20 protein-coding genes are annotated in these 14911 nt (G+C 44.0%); 11 read left to right on the top strand and 9 right to left on the bottom strand.

Annotated features, from left to right (window positions below; translation table 11 throughout):
- The first annotated feature begins 129 nt into the window (after nucleotides 1-129).
- The 6 genes from B5F87_RS14910 to B5F87_RS14885 all read left to right on the top strand — a co-directional run bounded on the left by B5F87_RS14910 (nucleotide 130) and on the right by B5F87_RS14885 (nucleotide 4479).
- Nucleotides 130-741 (top strand): Type 1 glutamine amidotransferase-like domain-containing protein, encoded by a 612-nt coding sequence (locus B5F87_RS14910; RefSeq protein WP_087282399.1) that lies wholly within the window; start codon nucleotides 130-132, stop codon nucleotides 739-741.
- A gap of 300 nt (nucleotides 742-1041) precedes the next feature.
- A complete protein-coding gene (locus B5F87_RS14905; protein WP_087282395.1) occupies nucleotides 1042-1272 on the top strand; it encodes a DUF5348 domain-containing protein in 231 nt (76 codons plus the stop codon).
- A gap of 22 nt (nucleotides 1273-1294) precedes the next feature.
- Complete coding sequence (locus tag B5F87_RS14900; RefSeq protein WP_087282444.1) at nucleotides 1295-1600, top strand: hypothetical protein; 306 nt, start codon at nucleotides 1295-1297, stop codon at nucleotides 1598-1600.
- Nucleotides 1597-2085: a hypothetical protein gene (locus B5F87_RS14895; RefSeq protein WP_087282393.1), complete on the top strand. Its 489-nt coding sequence runs from the start codon at nucleotides 1597-1599 to the stop codon at nucleotides 2083-2085. Before B5F87_RS14900 ends, B5F87_RS14895 begins: the two co-directional genes overlap by 4 nt.
- A 238-nt stretch (nucleotides 2086-2323) precedes the next feature.
- Entirely contained in the window at nucleotides 2324-3160 is an 837-nt protein-coding gene (locus B5F87_RS14890) for a tyrosine-type recombinase/integrase (RefSeq protein ID WP_087282392.1), read from the top strand.
- Between the two features lie 74 nt (nucleotides 3161-3234).
- A complete protein-coding gene (locus tag B5F87_RS14885; protein ID WP_087282390.1) occupies nucleotides 3235-4479 on the top strand; it encodes an ATP-binding protein in 1245 nt (414 codons plus the stop codon).
- 92 nt (nucleotides 4480-4571) lie between these two features.
- Here B5F87_RS14885 and B5F87_RS14880 read toward each other — a convergent pair whose 3' ends face one another.
- Entirely contained in the window at nucleotides 4572-5870 is a 1299-nt protein-coding gene (locus tag B5F87_RS14880; protein ID WP_087282388.1) for a HAMP domain-containing sensor histidine kinase, read from the bottom strand.
- Entirely contained in the window at nucleotides 5863-6549 is a 687-nt protein-coding gene (locus tag B5F87_RS14875) for a response regulator transcription factor (protein ID WP_201310237.1), read from the bottom strand. The genes B5F87_RS14880 and B5F87_RS14875 overlap by 8 nt, the downstream gene beginning before the upstream one ends.
- A gap of 165 nt (nucleotides 6550-6714) precedes the next feature.
- On the opposite strand from B5F87_RS14875, the gene B5F87_RS14870 reads away from it, so the two are divergent.
- From B5F87_RS14870 to B5F87_RS14850, 5 genes are read left to right on the top strand one after another with little or no spacing between them, the layout of a single operon-like run.
- Nucleotides 6715-7224, top strand: coding sequence for a hypothetical protein (locus tag B5F87_RS14870; protein WP_087282383.1), 510 nt, complete (start codon nucleotides 6715-6717; stop codon nucleotides 7222-7224).
- 16 nt (nucleotides 7225-7240) lie between these two features.
- Nucleotides 7241-8461, top strand: a complete 1221-nt coding sequence (locus B5F87_RS14865; RefSeq protein WP_087282381.1) for an ABC transporter permease — start codon at nucleotides 7241-7243, stop codon at nucleotides 8459-8461.
- A gap of 4 nt (nucleotides 8462-8465) precedes the next feature.
- On the top strand, nucleotides 8466-9911 hold the full coding sequence (locus B5F87_RS14860; RefSeq protein WP_204245541.1) for an ABC transporter permease: 1446 nt from the start codon (nucleotides 8466-8468) through the stop codon (nucleotides 9909-9911).
- 11 nt (nucleotides 9912-9922) lie between these two features.
- Nucleotides 9923-10555 carry an ABC transporter ATP-binding protein gene (locus B5F87_RS14855; RefSeq protein WP_087282379.1) on the top strand — a complete coding sequence of 211 codons (633 nt, stop codon included), beginning with the start codon at nucleotides 9923-9925 and terminating at the stop codon, nucleotides 10553-10555.
- Complete coding sequence (locus B5F87_RS14850; protein WP_087282377.1) at nucleotides 10533-11027, top strand: winged helix-turn-helix domain-containing protein; 495 nt, start codon at nucleotides 10533-10535, stop codon at nucleotides 11025-11027. Before B5F87_RS14855 ends, B5F87_RS14850 begins: the two co-directional genes overlap by 23 nt.
- A gap of 37 nt (nucleotides 11028-11064) precedes the next feature.
- Here B5F87_RS14850 and B5F87_RS14845 read toward each other — a convergent pair whose 3' ends face one another.
- The 7 genes from B5F87_RS14845 to B5F87_RS14815 all read right to left on the bottom strand — a co-directional run bounded on the left by B5F87_RS14845 (nucleotide 11065) and on the right by B5F87_RS14815 (nucleotide 14780).
- A complete protein-coding gene (locus B5F87_RS14845) occupies nucleotides 11065-11298 on the bottom strand; it encodes a hypothetical protein (RefSeq protein WP_087282375.1) in 234 nt (77 codons plus the stop codon).
- Between the two features lie 7 nt (nucleotides 11299-11305).
- Nucleotides 11306-11974 (bottom strand): macro domain-containing protein, encoded by a 669-nt coding sequence (locus B5F87_RS14840; protein ID WP_087282373.1) that lies wholly within the window; start codon nucleotides 11972-11974, stop codon nucleotides 11306-11308.
- A gap of 20 nt (nucleotides 11975-11994) precedes the next feature.
- Entirely contained in the window at nucleotides 11995-12726 is a 732-nt protein-coding gene (locus B5F87_RS14835; RefSeq protein ID WP_087282371.1) for a YodL domain-containing protein, read from the bottom strand.
- Nucleotides 12727-12792: 66 nt separating this feature from the next.
- Nucleotides 12793-13239 (bottom strand): LPD11 domain-containing protein, encoded by a 447-nt coding sequence (locus B5F87_RS14830; protein WP_087282370.1) that lies wholly within the window; start codon nucleotides 13237-13239, stop codon nucleotides 12793-12795.
- A gap of 15 nt (nucleotides 13240-13254) precedes the next feature.
- Entirely contained in the window at nucleotides 13255-13761 is a 507-nt protein-coding gene (locus tag B5F87_RS14825; protein ID WP_087282367.1) for an NADAR family protein, read from the bottom strand.
- A gap of 77 nt (nucleotides 13762-13838) precedes the next feature.
- Nucleotides 13839-14087, bottom strand: coding sequence for a hypothetical protein (locus B5F87_RS14820; RefSeq protein ID WP_054353166.1), 249 nt, complete (start codon nucleotides 14085-14087; stop codon nucleotides 13839-13841).
- Between the two features lie 3 nt (nucleotides 14088-14090).
- Entirely contained in the window at nucleotides 14091-14780 is a 690-nt protein-coding gene (locus B5F87_RS14815) for a DUF3990 domain-containing protein (protein ID WP_204245555.1), read from the bottom strand.
- Nucleotides 14781-14911 lie beyond the last annotated feature (131 nt).

Genomic DNA, 14911 nt, shown 5'->3' with positions numbered 1-14911 from the left:
ACACCTTGCACTGCAAGCTGTTCCCGTCCAGCATGTTTCCAGAAAATCTATTTTCTTTTGAAAATTAGTGCAGTATAATGTAGTCAGCGACAAAACGTAATTTATGATAATTAAAAGAGGACTAAGTTTATGAGAACCCTTTTTTTAACTTCAAGTGGCTTAAACGAAAAGACTATGGCATTATTTTGGAAATGCATCGGAAAAGAACCGATTAACACAAAAGCAATTTTGGTTCCATCCGCTGCAGTTGGAAATGATGGTGCGCGAGAAGGAATCATTGTATGTATGGAGCGCCTTATGAATATGGGAATACCTATGAATAATATTCTTATATATAATCTTGCGTTTTTACTTTCCGATGGATATAAAAGAACATATTCAAGTTATATCAGTGACATACCTGTACCATTTCGCTTAATGAGTGTTCAAGAACTCACTCAATATGACATGATTGTTTTTTGTGGAGGAAATGCCCATACGCTTCTCATCGAAATAAACAGAACAGGATTTTTGAAGCCCCTAAAGCAAGCAATAGAGAATGGATTGGTGTATCTGGGAATCAGCGCAGGTAGTATGATTGCTGCTGGAAATTTTTCCGATGGATTAGGATATTTAGCAAATCCGTTGATACCACACGCTGAAAAAGAAAGCCCTTGTGGAGAAGTATCGAAGAACGATTTGATTGAATTGGCTGACGGTCAAACTGTATTGATTAAAGGAAATCGGCAGGAAATTATTTAATAAATTGAATGCTGTTGTTTTTTCGTCTTTGGGCCACCTGACCCGAACTTTCAAAACTGAATACCAGCCGCCCACCGGCGGCACCACCGAGCAGGAAATCATTGAACGGTTTCCTGCTTTTTCTATTCTGAACTTCTCTTCCTGCTGTTGCTCTTTGTGGGCCTCCTACGTATGAAATAAGTATCAGAGCTGCATGAAGTCCTGCGGAAAATAAATTTATGAAAATATCAAAATTTGTCCACCCCGTTAAAAAGCAGCCCTATTGTTCTTATGAAATGAAAAATACAGGAGGAAATCATTATGACAAAGAAAAAAGGTACATTACAGTATGATCGGGAATCTGACAGGTTCGACATCCATTTTGACGATGGGAAATATTATGGAGGACTGCACTGCGGAGAGTGCCTGGACGTTAGGCTGAATGAGGTCTGGGTGCCGACACGGATTGAAATGTCTGAGGACTGGTATCTGGTAGGACTGCCGGAGTTGCGGCTGGAAGGTCTGACAGTTCAGATCGGATGTTACAGCTAAAAAGTAAGCGGGGTGGATGAAGATGAAAAAGGAATGGGTGAAACCGGAGATCCGGTTTACGACAGATCCGGATATTATCCTGGGATGTCTCTATGAGGTGTATGGACAGGAACAGAAGTCTGTATTGGCTGGGAAGAATATCCGGCATACGATGATCTTCCCTTTTCTCCGGATGCTGGCAAATAACACACAGGGAGATGTCAGGGATCTGGAGGCTCTGCATCAGCGGCTCTGGAAGATCTATGAAAAAGAACCGGAAAAGCAGGTGTTTGTACAGCAGGGAGAGAAAATCCTGGAAGCTGTCAGGAAAGGAGAAGACGGAGGATGATTTCCTATGAAAAAGCAAAAATGGGGAAGCAGCTGATGAAACAATTCATTGCGGAAGGGGAACTGGAAAAAGCAGCGTTTATCGGGCTGATGTACCAGATGCCGATTCGGACAGGGGATGCGGTAACGCTGCAGAAAAGTGACCTTGACGGGAGGATCGTTCTGAAGGCATCCAGCAAATACGGAAAACTCTATACGAACCGGCCGGGCAATCCTTATCGGATCACAAGACAGCTGCAGAGCCTTCTGAACTCCATTAACGGTGACTCTGATATGATCTTCACACGGAGACGGGAGTATTATATGCGTTTCTTCCACAGATATCGTGAGAGCTTCCATCTTCATGACTTCCGGAGGGAACGTTTGATGAACGAAGAACTGCTTGAGTGCCAGAGACGGAAGAAACAGTCCAAACCAGCCCAGCGCTTCACCGTTGAGGTAAAAGACGGGAAGCGGATTTTCAAAAGGGCGAGCAGCCCCCTGTAATCATCCAGATCGGACAGCGGAAAAAATCTGCTGTCCTTTTTGCGTTTTTATGCCGTGAAACGTATGGATGATATATAGGAAGTGTGTCAGAACCGTGCCATTTTCTGAACGCAACATAATAGCAATTATGTTGTGTTGGAGGCATGAAAGACAGAAGAAATCCTATCTGGACGCAACATAATTACGCAAATCTCACGGAGAAGTGAGCGCAACATAATCGCAGAGAGGAAGGAAAACCGTGGCATTACTGGATGATTATAAAAAGTTCCTGAGAGGACAGGGCAAGTCAGAGAATACCATTAAGACCTATAGCGGTCATGTAAATGAATATTACCGGTGGTATATGGATACCTTCGGGGAGGCGCCGACGCTGCTTTACCATACCAACATTTTGGATTTTCGGTCATACCTGCAGAACATTAAGAAACTGAAGTTTAAAAGCATTGATACGAAACTGTCCTCTCTGACCAGCTTTAATGAGTTCCTGGTGCAGATTGGAGTTCAGAAAGATCTGGTCATCACGGCAGAGGACCGGCTGAAATTCCAGCAGGAAATTGCAAGCCCGGCGGAAATAGAAAAGAAAGATGTGGAGGCGTTTCTCCAGAAGGTACTTGTGGATACTGGAAAGAGAAACTATGCGATTGCGGTGATCCTTGCATATGCCGGCCTGCGTGTCAGCGAGTGTATCAGTATTGGCCTGACAGATATTGATTTTCAGGCAAGGGAACTGCTGGTGACTGGAAAAGGCAATAAGCAGCGGATCGTGTTCATTAATGACAAGATCATCCATGCAGTCCGGGAGTATCTGAAGGTAAGAAACTCTCAGTCTGAGTACCTGTTTGTCAGCAGGAATGGCGGAAAGCTCCACCGCAGCAGTGTGAGCCGTTTTTTCAATCAGTGTTCGGACCGGATTACACCGCACTCGCTCCGGCATTACTTCTGCTCTCATGCCCTGGAGATGGGATATACAATTGCGGAAGTCGCAAATCAGGCTGGCCATGCCAGCGAGCGGACAACGTTGATCTATACCAATACAAGCCGGGAGCAGATGAAGGAGAAATCAAACCTGTTGTAAGTAACTATAAGAATATAATTGTCTTTGCATAGACAGACAATAAGTTGATTATAATAAAAGTGTGAGGTATAATAATGACAAAACTAACGAAGGACGTGGAATGTATGGAGATGATAAGACGAAATTTGTATCTGGATAAGATACGTCCATTCATTGACCAGGATCTGATCAAGGTATTGATCGGCCTTAGAAGAAGTGGAAAGACGATCCTGCTTTCGCAGATCCGGGATCTTCTTTTAGAGCGTGGAGTGCCAAAGGAAAATATCATAGAGATCAATTTCGAGTCCCGGCGTTTTAAAAAGCTGGAGGATGCAGATAATTTCTATCAGTACGTCACGGAACGGGCAGAGCAGGCGGATGGAAAAGTATATCTCTTTTTTGACGAAATTCAGCATGTGAAAGAGTGGCACTCAGTCATCCCTTCCTTCCGGATTGATTTTGACTGCGATATCTATGTGACAGGCTCCAACAGCAAATTGCTGTCCGGTGAACTGGCAACAAATATGGCAGGCCGATATGTTTCTTTTCATGTGTATCCTTTTGTGTTGTCCGAGATACAGGAATTTTATGAGGTCAATGGACTCCCATACACCAGGGAACAGCTTTTTACGAATTACCTGAAATATGGCGGTCTGCCGATGCGCCTGGTGCTGCCGGATGAACATTCCGTCCGCACATATCTGGAGGATGTCTATGATTCTGTCGTGATGAAAGATATTCTCTCCAGATATGCCATTCGCAATGAGAGTCTTTTGCGAAAGCTGCTGGAATTTCTGCTGGACAATATCGGAAATCCGTTCTCTGCACGCTCAATCAGCCGTTCCCTGATATCAGCCGGCCAATCAACCACAGTGGACACGGTGCTGAATTATATTGATAAGCTGCAGGCAGGTATGATCCTTTCAAAAGCGGAAAGATATGATATAAAAGGGAAAAACATCCTGGCTTCAACAGAAAAGTATTATGCTGGTGACATCGGGCTTCGTAATGTGAGCAAAGCCAGTGAGCAGATCGACACAAGTAAACTGTTGGAGAATGTGGTATATCTGGAAATGTTGAGCCGGGGATATGAGGTGAAAGTAGGAAAACTGGATACTCAGGAAATTGACTTCGTATGTTACAAAGGGCAGAAGAAACTCTATATCCAGGTGGCCTATGTATTGTCAGAGGACTGCATTGCAAGAGAATTTGGCAATCTGGAGAAGATCGATGACAATTATCCGAAATATGTGATCAGCAGCGACATCGTAGATATGAGCAGGAATGGAATTGTCCATTATAATATTATCGACTTTCTGCTAGATGGGAAGGATATATAACTCAGTGATAATAAAGAGCCGTCCAAATGGGCGGCTCCAATTAATATCCCGTTTGTTTATACATATAATTAATCTTTGACTATTTTGTTTCATTATTTCAGAGGTATAGTCAAATAAAATGTGGCCCCGCCACCAGCCGTATCTTCAAATCCTATTTTGCCTCCAAGTATTCTTGAGAGTTCTTTCGCAATACTTAATCCCAGGCCAAAATGAGATTTATCTGTTCGTGATTTATCTGCACAGTAAAAACGGTTAAATATAAAAGGTTTGTCTTCTTCAGCCACTCCGCACCCATGATCAACAACATAAAAGGTCAATTCTTTAGAAGTCTGTTTTGTTCGTATCTCAATGGTGCTGTTTTCTGGTGAATAGTAGACTGCATTATCAAGATAGATACTTAAGATCTGGAACAGTCGTTCCCGGTCTGTATAGAGTACAGGGTAGCTTTCTTCACTAATATCAAGTTTTAAGAAGATGGATTTACGGATACATACTGGCTCAAACGCTTCATACAGTGTAATCAATAGTGTATCAATATTTACATCATTCTTCTGGATGGTCCATTTATCAGCATCAGAAGACGCAAGGAGAAGCATATCTCTTACGAGCTTAGACATTCTGCTACATTCTGAGTCAATCGTTTTCAAGCAGGTTTGTGCCTGGGGGTCTTGTATTTCTGTATTATGGACTGCTTCAACATTTGCCATGATAACAGCCAGCGGTGATTTTAATTCGTGTGAAGCAGCGGCAACAAAATTTTTCTGGCTCTGCAGGATCTGCTCAGTTGGCTCAAAGGCTTTTCGCAGGAGAAACCTGCTGATAAAGAGGATGCTGATCAGGGAAACGATCCAAATAGATAAATACTTTGGCGCTTCCCGTAACAGCAGGTCTACAATAGATGTCCGCTCATAGAATAAAGCTAATGTATAAACTGTTCCCGCTTTCGTGCTGACTGTAGCCGGGATAGCATAATAGTGGTCATGATCTGCTCCATCCATTTCTATAAATCCGCCCTGTTCCGTTACCGTCTGAAATTTCTGACTGTCCGCTGCGCTTTCCGTGGAAATGCTGTTACTTATTTTTTGGAAGAGATTGGCAAAGTCAGTACCGGTATCAGGAATACTTTGATATAGCACCTTTCCTTCAGAATCTTCTAAAATGCTGTAAACATTTGTCCCACTTTCATAGTTTGAGAGAACCGCTTGCGGGTTAGAAGTATCATCCTCCAACTGATAGATGATCAGGGAAGTCATACGTTGAATATAGGATATATCAGCAAGCTGTTGTGACTGATACATATTCCAGAGGGAAAAACACAGGATCAAAGTAATGATGACCATTAGGATTCCTGCTAAAAACAGATGTAGTCGGTTGGATAATTGTTTAAGCATGAGTGTTCTCCAATCTGTAGCCTGTAGCATATACTGTTTTAATGATACAGGAGCTTTTAAGCTCTTTCAGCCTTTTTCTTAGAAAGGAAATATAATTATCAATATTTCCTGGAGTAATATCCGAGTCAGTTCCCCAGACCTTTAAAACAAGCTGTTCTTTTGTAAAAAGGGTTTCCGGCTGTTTCATAAATGTATACAGAAGCTCCGCCTCTTTTCCTGTCAGGTCTAATTTTTGCTCATGGCAGGTCAATTCCCTTATTTCTCTGTCAAACTGCAGATCCCCGTAAGTTAATATTACATCGTCATGGATCTCTTTGGAGCGCCTGGTTAATGCCCTTATCCGGGCAAGTAACTCCCGGATATGAAACGGCTTAACCAGATAATCGTCCGCTCCGCCGTCCAGACCATCGATCCGGTCATCGAGGGCAGACATACCGGTAATAATAATAACCGGAATCTGTATGTCCTTTCTTCGCATCGCCTTGATTATTGTCAGTCCATCTATAATGGGGAGCATCCGGTCAACAAGGGCAAGGTCATAGCCATAATCTTTATTGAGTGCGTAAAGCATGGCTGTTTCCCCGTCATTACAGCAGTCTACGGTATGCCCGCTTTTGGATAATTCTTTCTGTATCAGATCGCATAGATCCAGGTCATCCTCCAGAAGCAATATTTTCATAATCCATTCATCCTTTTTTAGTTCATATCATCAGTATAACAAGTATAGCAAAGAAATCCTCTAAAAGTTCTCTAAAAACTGAGGTCGATTTCTTTATTTCTTAGATGAGTTTTACAGAAGTTTTTTTGTATGATAGGCCCATAAAACAGAAAGGAGCTATGTCAAATGAAACATATGAAATTAGTAATGGTAACTGGAGTCTTGATTTTTGCACTCTCACTGGCAGGCTGTGGAAATTCCAAAGGGGAACAGGCCGCAGATAGTGGGACATCTGTGAACAGTCAGAGTGAGAATCAAGCTGGTGACACAGGAGCATCGGACGATGGCGGCGAAAACTCAACAAATCTGGACAATTTGGTAGAGACAGCTAGTTTAAGAGGCAGCGTAGCTGATTTTCAGGATGGAAGTTTTCAGGTCGTTCCCGATCAGGATGATGGGCAGATAGCAAAATCAGCGGCAGAGGGAATGGAAAGCGGCATGGAAAGCACTACGGTTTCTTATGGAGAAGATTGTACCTTCCAGATTGCCAACATCAACAGTTCCACCGGCGCAGTGGAATTAGAAGCGGCTACGGCTTCCGATGTAAAAAAATCTACGTCTGTTTATGTTTATGGAGAAACACAGGATGATGGGGAAATCCATGCTACAAAAGTGCTGATTACCCGGTTTAATTAACAGGAGGGATAGATCGATGCCTTTTTATAAGAGAGGCTTCCTTTATCTGATGCGGAAACGCGGAAAGTCGGTGCTGCTGCTGTTGATTTTCCTTTTTGTCAACAGCATGATCCTCAGTACAAACATGATTTTACACGCAACAGAAAGCACAGAGGCTGCCATGCAGGAAAAAGCAGGAGCAAAAGTGGTATGTGAAATTTCAGACACCGCCAATCCGATTACAGACAAAGAAGCCGAAATGATTAAAAATTTAGCGGAGGTAACGTCCATCAATCGAATGGGGCAGCAATCCGCATATTTAACAGATCTTGCGCCTGTGACCGCAAGCGCTTCCACAGAACCGGACAACTTGAAAGTCAGCCTGCTATCCTTTGATGATATGGATACAGACAGTCCCTTTGCGGATCAGTCTTATCGGCTGACAGACGGTGAACTGGTCAAGCCGGAAACCAAATATGGCGCCGTCATTAATGCGGGATTTGCAGAATACAATGGTTTGCAGATTGGCGATACACTTTCTTTTGAAACAGAAAACGGAAAAGCTGTTACCGTGGAAGTGATTGGGGAATATCTTACTGGTAATGAAAGCCAGCAGGAAAACAATACACTTGCCGTCTATCGGATGGAAAATCAGATTTATATAGATAATACGGCATATTTAGAATTATTTGACGGCAGCGGATTTTATAAAGTATCGGCATATACCGGTCAGCCGGAGCTTTTAGATCCATTGGCAGAGAGCATACAGGGCATTTTGCAGGATAAAGCGGACATTACCACGTCGGATGCCCTGTATCAGCAGATGAAAGCTCCATTAACACAAATAACAAGGGTGGTATCACTGATGCGTTTGCTTACCTTTTTCGCCGGCACGGTGATTGTCTCCCTACTGCTTTGTATGTGGATGCGGAGCAGACAAAAGGAAATGGCTGTATTTATCAGCTTGGGCGAACAGAAAGCCACTATCTTTTTGCAGGCTCTTTTGGAAGCGGCAGCCGTGTTTCTCATTGCCCTGCTTTGCTCCTGCGGTCTAGGTTCGCTGGCTGCAGGAAGCCTTACAGAACTGTTGCTGTCTTCTGTGGAAACAGGCGTTTCTCTGCAGGTTTCCTTACAATTTACCGATATCGCATTGCTATTGGGGATTGGCAGCGGAGTGGTTGTAATTGCTGTATTGCTGTCTTTGCTGCCAGTAATCCGTGCAAATCCGAAAGATATTCTGTCACGAATGGAGGGATAATACGATGAACTTATTGCAACGGGCAATTCGTTCCTGTTTTAGAAAGCCGGTTAAAAGTCTGCTGCTTCTGCTTGTAGTTTGTATCATCAGTCTGCTTTTCCTGTCTGGTATGGCAAGCCGTTCTGCAAACATTGCTACGAAAGACAGTACACGGCAGGCCATCGGCGCAGGATTTTTACTGGAATATAATCCAGAGAGCAGAAGCCAACGATTGGAAGAAGCCAGTCAAAAAATATTAGAACGCAATCCGGACGGTCAGGGAAGTTATGGTGGAGTCCATTTGAAAAACGTGACTGTCATGGGTTCCGAAAACCTGATGGTAACGACGGATCATTCCTTTGAGTCATTAAAAGCTGATGATATTGAAAAGATTGCTGCTGTGGAGGGAATCGCCGACTATAATATAACCACGGTTCCTACTGCGGTAAAACAGGCAAATTTTGAACGGATTGAGGATGCCGATGCAGACCAGACCAATGATTTTCAGGGTGTAGCCTTGATTGGTAATCGGGATATGTCAATGGACGCCAATGTCCTCAGCGGCAATGTTACCATCCTGGAGGGACGGATGACGACAAAGGATGATACAAATGTTTGTGTCATTTCCGAAGAACTGGCAGAAAAAAACCAGCTAAAGGTCGGCGACCATCTGCAATTTCATTCAGTAAAAGCGGAGGAACCCGTGCAAGAGGCAACGATTGTAGGAATCTATCAGGTAAAAGAACAGATGAAACCTTATATGTCCGGTGATACTTACCGCTCTGAAAATGTTATTTTCACGGATTTACATTTTCCTGAGAAGGTGGAGCAGGATGATCCGCTGTATGAAAAGGCTTATTTTAAAGTGGCAAATGTGGATGATTACGATGCGGTAAAGGAGGCCATCAAGAAAACGGATATTAACTGGCAATGGTATGATTTGATCGACAACAACGGAAATCTTGACACAATGGCTTCCAACTTCAATGATTTGGAAAAAATCAGTAACACGCTGCTTCTGGTCGTGACCGGAGCAAGCTTTGTGATCCTGTTTTTGATTTTTATTTTCTGGATCAGGAACAGAACAAATGAGATTGGCATACTTCTGTCCATTGGAATTGCAAAGGGAAAAATATTTTTGCAGATTTTAACCGAAGCTGTTCTGATCGGCGTTTTGGCGCTTTCACTTTCGTTCCTGATTGCTCCGGCAGTTTCCAATGCCGCTGCTGATTATCTGGTGGGTCAGCAGGCACAACAGGCCGAATTGCAGGATGAAATGGATACGGGCAAAGTTGCCACCGATTATCAGGCGCCGGAACTTACCGTCACGGATGTAGAAACAGAGATTACCTCTACTATGCTGCTTGCAGATAGTCTTAGCGTAGGTGTCTTGATTGTTTTATCTACAGGTGCGGCAAGCGTCCTGATTTTCCGCAAGAACCCGAAAGATATTTTAAGCGAAATGAGTTAGGAGGAATGGAAATGATTTTAGAGGCGAAAAATGTCTTATATTCTTATAAATCGAAGCGGGATAAAATAATTCTAAAAAATGTATCTGCCACTTTTGAGGAAGCTACGTTCTATGCGATTGTCGGTTCCAGTGGTTCAGGAAAAACCACATTTCTTTCCCTTTTAGCGGGCTTGGATAACCCGGTATCAGGAACCATTCTTTATAATGGAGAGGATATTCGTAAAAAGGGGCTGAATTATCACCGGAGGCACGATATCTCTCTTGTTTTTCAGAACTACAACCTGATCGATTATTTGACAACGGAAGAAAATGTGAAGCTAGGTGGAAAGAAAGATGCAGAGAAGCTATTACAGGAAGTCAGTATTCCAAGGGAAGACTGGAAGCGGAATGTGCTGCAGCTTTCCGGTGGCCAGCAGCAGCGTGTGGCGATTGCCCGTGCTTTGGCAAGTGAAGCCAAGGTGCTCTTAGCGGATGAACCCACTGGAAATTTGGACGAGGATACGGCAGGGGAAATTATTGAATTGCTAAAGAAAACTGCACACGAATTGGGAAAAAGTGTAATTGTGGTAACTCATAGTAAACTACTTGCAGAAGAGGCAGATAAAATTTATGAAATAAAGAATGGCAAATTGTGTACAGAGTAAGGGCTGCAATCTATATGAACCCGTTAGAAAAAGTTATTTGATTGGAGATGGGAATATAGGATATATTTTACTCGCAGAATTTGATGATACAGAAAAGGCTATTTTAAATGAAATTATGGCTGTATTAAAAAGATATTCTGCTAAGTATAAATGTGAGGAAGAGAACATAAGAAAGATCGTTTTTCGTGGGCTTGTTATTTATCCAGATCAGCGGAGGATATTAGCAGCGGAGAATGAAGTATTTCTATCACATTATGAGTTTGATATCTTACTGCTTCTTGTAAATCATCCAGGCTGGGTATTTACCAAAGAACAGATCTATGAAGCAGTCTGGGATGACATCCCTGTAAGTGTGGATGCCAAGGTTGAGTGTATGATTTACAGCATCCGGAAGAAGTTTCGGGAGTATACTGACAGGCAATACATTCGGACTGTCTGGGGTGTAGGCTACAAATTCGATCCGGAAACATAGAAAGGAGCCGTCCGTGAGGGCGGCTCCAAGTCATTTGTTATTTGCTTTTCTTCTTCGGACACCATGCCGGAGAGGTCTTTAGCGGAACCTCATTGGACCAGGCCTTTCCATAATCCAGGAATCCTGGATCTTTCGACATTCTATGTTCCTGAAAATAATCAAAAATATAATGCTGATCCGGATGCTTACAGCGAAAAGAAGCCCGGCTGTTACCGTAGGGACGAAAGGAATTGCAAAACTCACATTCACTGCACTTCATCTTTTCTTTCATATCGTTATTACCTCATAATTTTCTTTTTATTATTTGCATACATGAGAGCTTCCGCCACGCTGATCTGAAATGTTTCTTCAAACCAGTGCCAGATTTCTTCCCGATGTGTTCCAGCTGAAAATCCGTGCCAGGCTTGCTCAATACATTCTGTTTCCGGGTTCATAGGGATGTCTCCAAATTCTGTCCAGAGACGCCGGATGCTGTCCGGCAGGTACAGGATGGTAAGGGTAAAGCAAGACTCGGAAAACAGGGGGATGAGGATACGGCTGTAGACCGTCTCCCAGTCGCCGCCTGCAAGCCCGCATCCCAGATAACCGGGAATGGCAATCTGCGACAATTCCCGCTGTGCTGCCAGGAACATCATGGCAGTCAGGCTCTGTCTCAGTGCCGCATAATCGGTATCTAATCCTCTGCCTGTGGGAATATTCTCGGCAAACAGATGCGCCACATACTGAGTGGTGCCGGTATCCATCCGCAGCATCAAAGAGCAGGATCCTAGAAGTTCCTCTTTATTCTTCCTGCAAATCTGCTGGTATGTCCGATACTGTTCTGCTGTCAAAATACGATGCCGGATCTGCCTGGCTACGCCTGCCCCCATGATACCCAGGCAGTTGACCTGGTGGGCGATAATGGCAGCATCAGAACGAAGCAGATCCCCTTTCCTTTCTTTGATCATAGATTTTCCTCCATTTGTTTTTAAAGATATTCATAGGTTACATTTTGGCTCTGGCACCATTCCTCCACCAGATTCAGGTTTAGCGGGCTGTGCGCCGGGTGACGGGAGATCCAAACCGAAGGTTTAGGGCTGTGATACCATAAATCTTCCGGAGCCGGCCCTTGCGTATCCTCGAACAGAAGGACAGCAGGACGTTCCAGAAAATCTCGCTGCCGCCAAGGGGACTCTTCCTTCTCCTGGTAACGGAACCGGTAGCCGAGTTGGCACTGACTGTATTTGCAGCGTTGGAGCTGAACCTGGATACAGGGATGAATGGAAATTCCGCTGTTATCCATATAGGCCAGATAACCGGACTTGGACCGGCTGACCTGCTCATAAGGGATATAATCATGATTTTGGACGGGCAACATGGCGCTTTCTTTCTGAAATGATATTTGAGGAAAGCCAAACGTATCACAGAAATAGAAGCGGCTTTCTGCCGGCGAGTCCTGTATTTCCAGAATGTCAGAGACTGACATGGAATGTCCGGTGAAACCTATCTTTTCCAGATAGCAGGTATCCGCTTCATCCTTGCGGTTAAAAATCCGGTAGATTTCTTCCAGCGTGGTGACTTCAGTCTCTCCGCAGAATACGGATTCATAAATTTCTGCAGGCGGTGATGGATACCCGGCTTTTTGAAAATAGGAAAGGGGCATAAACATCAGCCGGTCCTGATCCAATTCCGGGATGATCTGATAGATCGTTATTTTCATAAGACATCGTCCTCCTTTGCCAAAGAAGGACCTCCCTGGTTGGAAGATCCTTCGTAATCATTATGGTTATTCGTTACACAATTCTTTTTCATAGTTCAGGAGCTGCTCCCAGGTCAGCCATTCCGGTTTCCCGTCTGAAGGTAACCCCTCCCATAACTCTTTCATGCGATTAATGTGCTGTTGTGGATTGCTCTCAGATAAGATGGTAACACTTCGGTTCCCGTAACCGAGAAAATATTCACAGTCACTCTGCATCCGGCTTAGCATCATATACTGGAACTCATACGGGTTTCTTCGGAACGGTTCTGACTCAAAGGTATATTCCTGCTGGATGTGAGATACTGGCTCCCCATCCAGGTCATTCCTTGTAGTAGAATACAAGTCCGGGGGTTCGGATTTCCCCAGGTTAAGGTCTTTCCAGAACCGTCCGTACTGATCCTCATAAGTTGGACAAGAAAAATCATCTATGCCGATGAATTTCAGCGTCAAGACCGTCTGTTTCTTTTCTTCCATGCTTCATTCACCTCGTTATGCAATCTCATTTTCCATTCCCATGCTCCATTTCAGCTTTTCACGCACGTCCATCAGGATAAGCCCTAACTGGTTTTCCCCATGGCCGTTGACCTTGCCCCAGAAGTAATCGCCCCAGGTATTGCCTTCCTCAAGAACACTGTTTCCTGTGGCAATCAGGGCATCCCGCAGCTTTGGGTTCTGCATGAATTTACACATACAGATTTCATACATCAGGGAAATCTTTACCTTATCCCAGTCCGGGCGCAGCGTGAGGTTCTTTCCACGCTTTTTGGCTTCTGCCGGGTTATGCAGGCGGAAAATAGAGAATTGCTGCTGCTCTTTTGCACAGCAGGTCTTCTGCGCCTGGAAAGCGGCTTCATTATTGGCGTAGGTCTGCCCCATGTAGGTAACAGGAGCCGGATAAAAATTACTGAGAAATGCGTATTTTCCTGTAAAAGAGGAGATGACATTCCTGTGAGTTTGTTTATGGATAGTTTCTTTTGGTTGATCATTGGATTTCATGCACATTCCTTTCCGCACAAAAAAAGGAACCGCCTATCCTATAGGTAGTTCCCTTCTTAAACATAGTGCTTAAATCTTCAGTTTGTCTGTAATTCTTTTTGCTCCTGCTCTTCATAGAACCGGTCTGCGATGTACCCTGCCGACTCCGCCCAAAGCGTATTCTCGGTATTCTGCAGAGCCTGATACGTCTTAGAATGGTAAAAGGCTCCGGCGGCATCTTGGAAAGAAAGATGGCTCCGTTCCTTGATGATGTCGATCACATCCCGGATCTGGATACACAGGTTCATCGTGATATCTTTGTTATTGAAAAAATATTTTCCTTCCATAGTTTACGAAACCTCCCTTCGGGATTCCAGCGTCAGGTGCTCCAGGGCAAGGGGCGTATGGAAAGACACCTGGTTGTTTACTTTATTATAGCGAAGCCTTTCCACTGCTTCCTCGGCTTTTAAAATACCTGACAGGTATAACTGCACAGTCTCCATTGTATTGTCGTCTGCAACAGGCCCTACGACCACATCATAAGCGTGCTGGATGCCGCCTTTCGTGCGATTTTCTTTGATAAACTCCAGCCACTCCTGATCCAGAGCAGCAAAGTGCTTGATCTTCAGGTCCTCTGTCTGGCGGAACAAGTAACGGTAAACATATCTGCCGCCTTTGTGGGAGCGCAGATAAAGACGTCTGGCCCATTCCTCCGCCTGGCTTTCCAAGACGGTACAGTAAAATCCCCGGCCAAAGTCACGGCGATTATGGGATTTTCCCAGGTCAATCTCATCAAATGCGATGTTGGAACCGTGGTAAAGCACCAGTTCCAGAGCATTTTCTTTGATGATTTCCTCCACATATTGAAAAGTCTCTTCCATATCTAACTGATGAAGCGTTTCGTGCTGTATCAGGATTTTTTCAAAAACCTGATGCTTACAGAAGAGATCAAAGACGTCCCCTTCAGACAGATGATATTTTTGTGCGTAATACTCGACTGCTTGTACAGATAAGATTTCCACATCGGATTGAATACTCATACTCATCATTGCCTCCATTTGCCTCTATTATACCCAAAGGAAACGGGATGTTCAACGCAAAAAAACAAGCGTATCTGCCCTTTCCATACTGCCAGACAGGTAATTTTTGGAGAAGCTGCTTGTCAGGCAGC

This window comes from Eubacterium sp. An3 (assembly GCF_002159465.1).
In the GTDB taxonomy this organism is placed as follows: Bacteria; Bacillota; Clostridia; order Lachnospirales; family Lachnospiraceae; genus Anaerobutyricum; species Anaerobutyricum stercoris.
This window is presented reverse-complemented; position numbering and strand designations above follow the sequence as displayed.

Coding starts and splice junctions, on each gene's coding strand:
- B5F87_RS14910 (WP_087282399.1), top strand. CDS start 130: ATGAGAACCCTTTTTTTAACTTCAAGTGGCTTAAACGAAAAGACTATG.
- B5F87_RS14905 (WP_087282395.1), top strand. CDS start 1,042: ATGACAAAGAAAAAAGGTACATTACAGTATGATCGGGAATCTGACAGG.
- B5F87_RS14900 (WP_087282444.1), top strand. CDS start 1,295: ATGAAAAAGGAATGGGTGAAACCGGAGATCCGGTTTACGACAGATCCG.
- B5F87_RS14895 (WP_087282393.1), top strand. CDS start 1,597: ATGATTTCCTATGAAAAAGCAAAAATGGGGAAGCAGCTGATGAAACAA.
- B5F87_RS14885 (WP_087282390.1), top strand. CDS start 3,235: ATGACAAAACTAACGAAGGACGTGGAATGTATGGAGATGATAAGACGA.
- B5F87_RS14880 (WP_087282388.1), bottom strand. CDS start 5,870: ATGCTTAAACAATTATCCAACCGACTACATCTGTTTTTAGCAGGAATC.
- B5F87_RS14875 (WP_201310237.1), bottom strand. CDS start 6,549: ATGAAAATATTGCTTCTGGAGGATGACCTGGATCTATGCGATCTGATA.
- B5F87_RS14870 (WP_087282383.1), top strand. CDS start 6,715: ATGAAACATATGAAATTAGTAATGGTAACTGGAGTCTTGATTTTTGCA.
- B5F87_RS14865 (WP_087282381.1), top strand. CDS start 7,241: ATGCCTTTTTATAAGAGAGGCTTCCTTTATCTGATGCGGAAACGCGGA.
- B5F87_RS14860 (WP_204245541.1), top strand. CDS start 8,466: ATGAACTTATTGCAACGGGCAATTCGTTCCTGTTTTAGAAAGCCGGTT.
- B5F87_RS14855 (WP_087282379.1), top strand. CDS start 9,923: ATGATTTTAGAGGCGAAAAATGTCTTATATTCTTATAAATCGAAGCGG.
- B5F87_RS14850 (WP_087282377.1), top strand. CDS start 10,533: ATGGCAAATTGTGTACAGAGTAAGGGCTGCAATCTATATGAACCCGTT.
- B5F87_RS14845 (WP_087282375.1), bottom strand. CDS start 11,298: ATGAAAGAAAAGATGAAGTGCAGTGAATGTGAGTTTTGCAATTCCTTT.
- B5F87_RS14840 (WP_087282373.1), bottom strand. CDS start 11,974: ATGATCAAAGAAAGGAAAGGGGATCTGCTTCGTTCTGATGCTGCCATT.
- B5F87_RS14835 (WP_087282371.1), bottom strand. CDS start 12,726: ATGAAAATAACGATCTATCAGATCATCCCGGAATTGGATCAGGACCGG.
- B5F87_RS14830 (WP_087282370.1), bottom strand. CDS start 13,239: ATGGAAGAAAAGAAACAGACGGTCTTGACGCTGAAATTCATCGGCATA.
- B5F87_RS14825 (WP_087282367.1), bottom strand. CDS start 13,761: ATGAAATCCAATGATCAACCAAAAGAAACTATCCATAAACAAACTCAC.
- B5F87_RS14820 (WP_054353166.1), bottom strand. CDS start 14,087: ATGGAAGGAAAATATTTTTTCAATAACAAAGATATCACGATGAACCTG.
- B5F87_RS14815 (WP_204245555.1), bottom strand. CDS start 14,780: ATGAGTATTCAATCCGATGTGGAAATCTTATCTGTACAAGCAGTCGAG.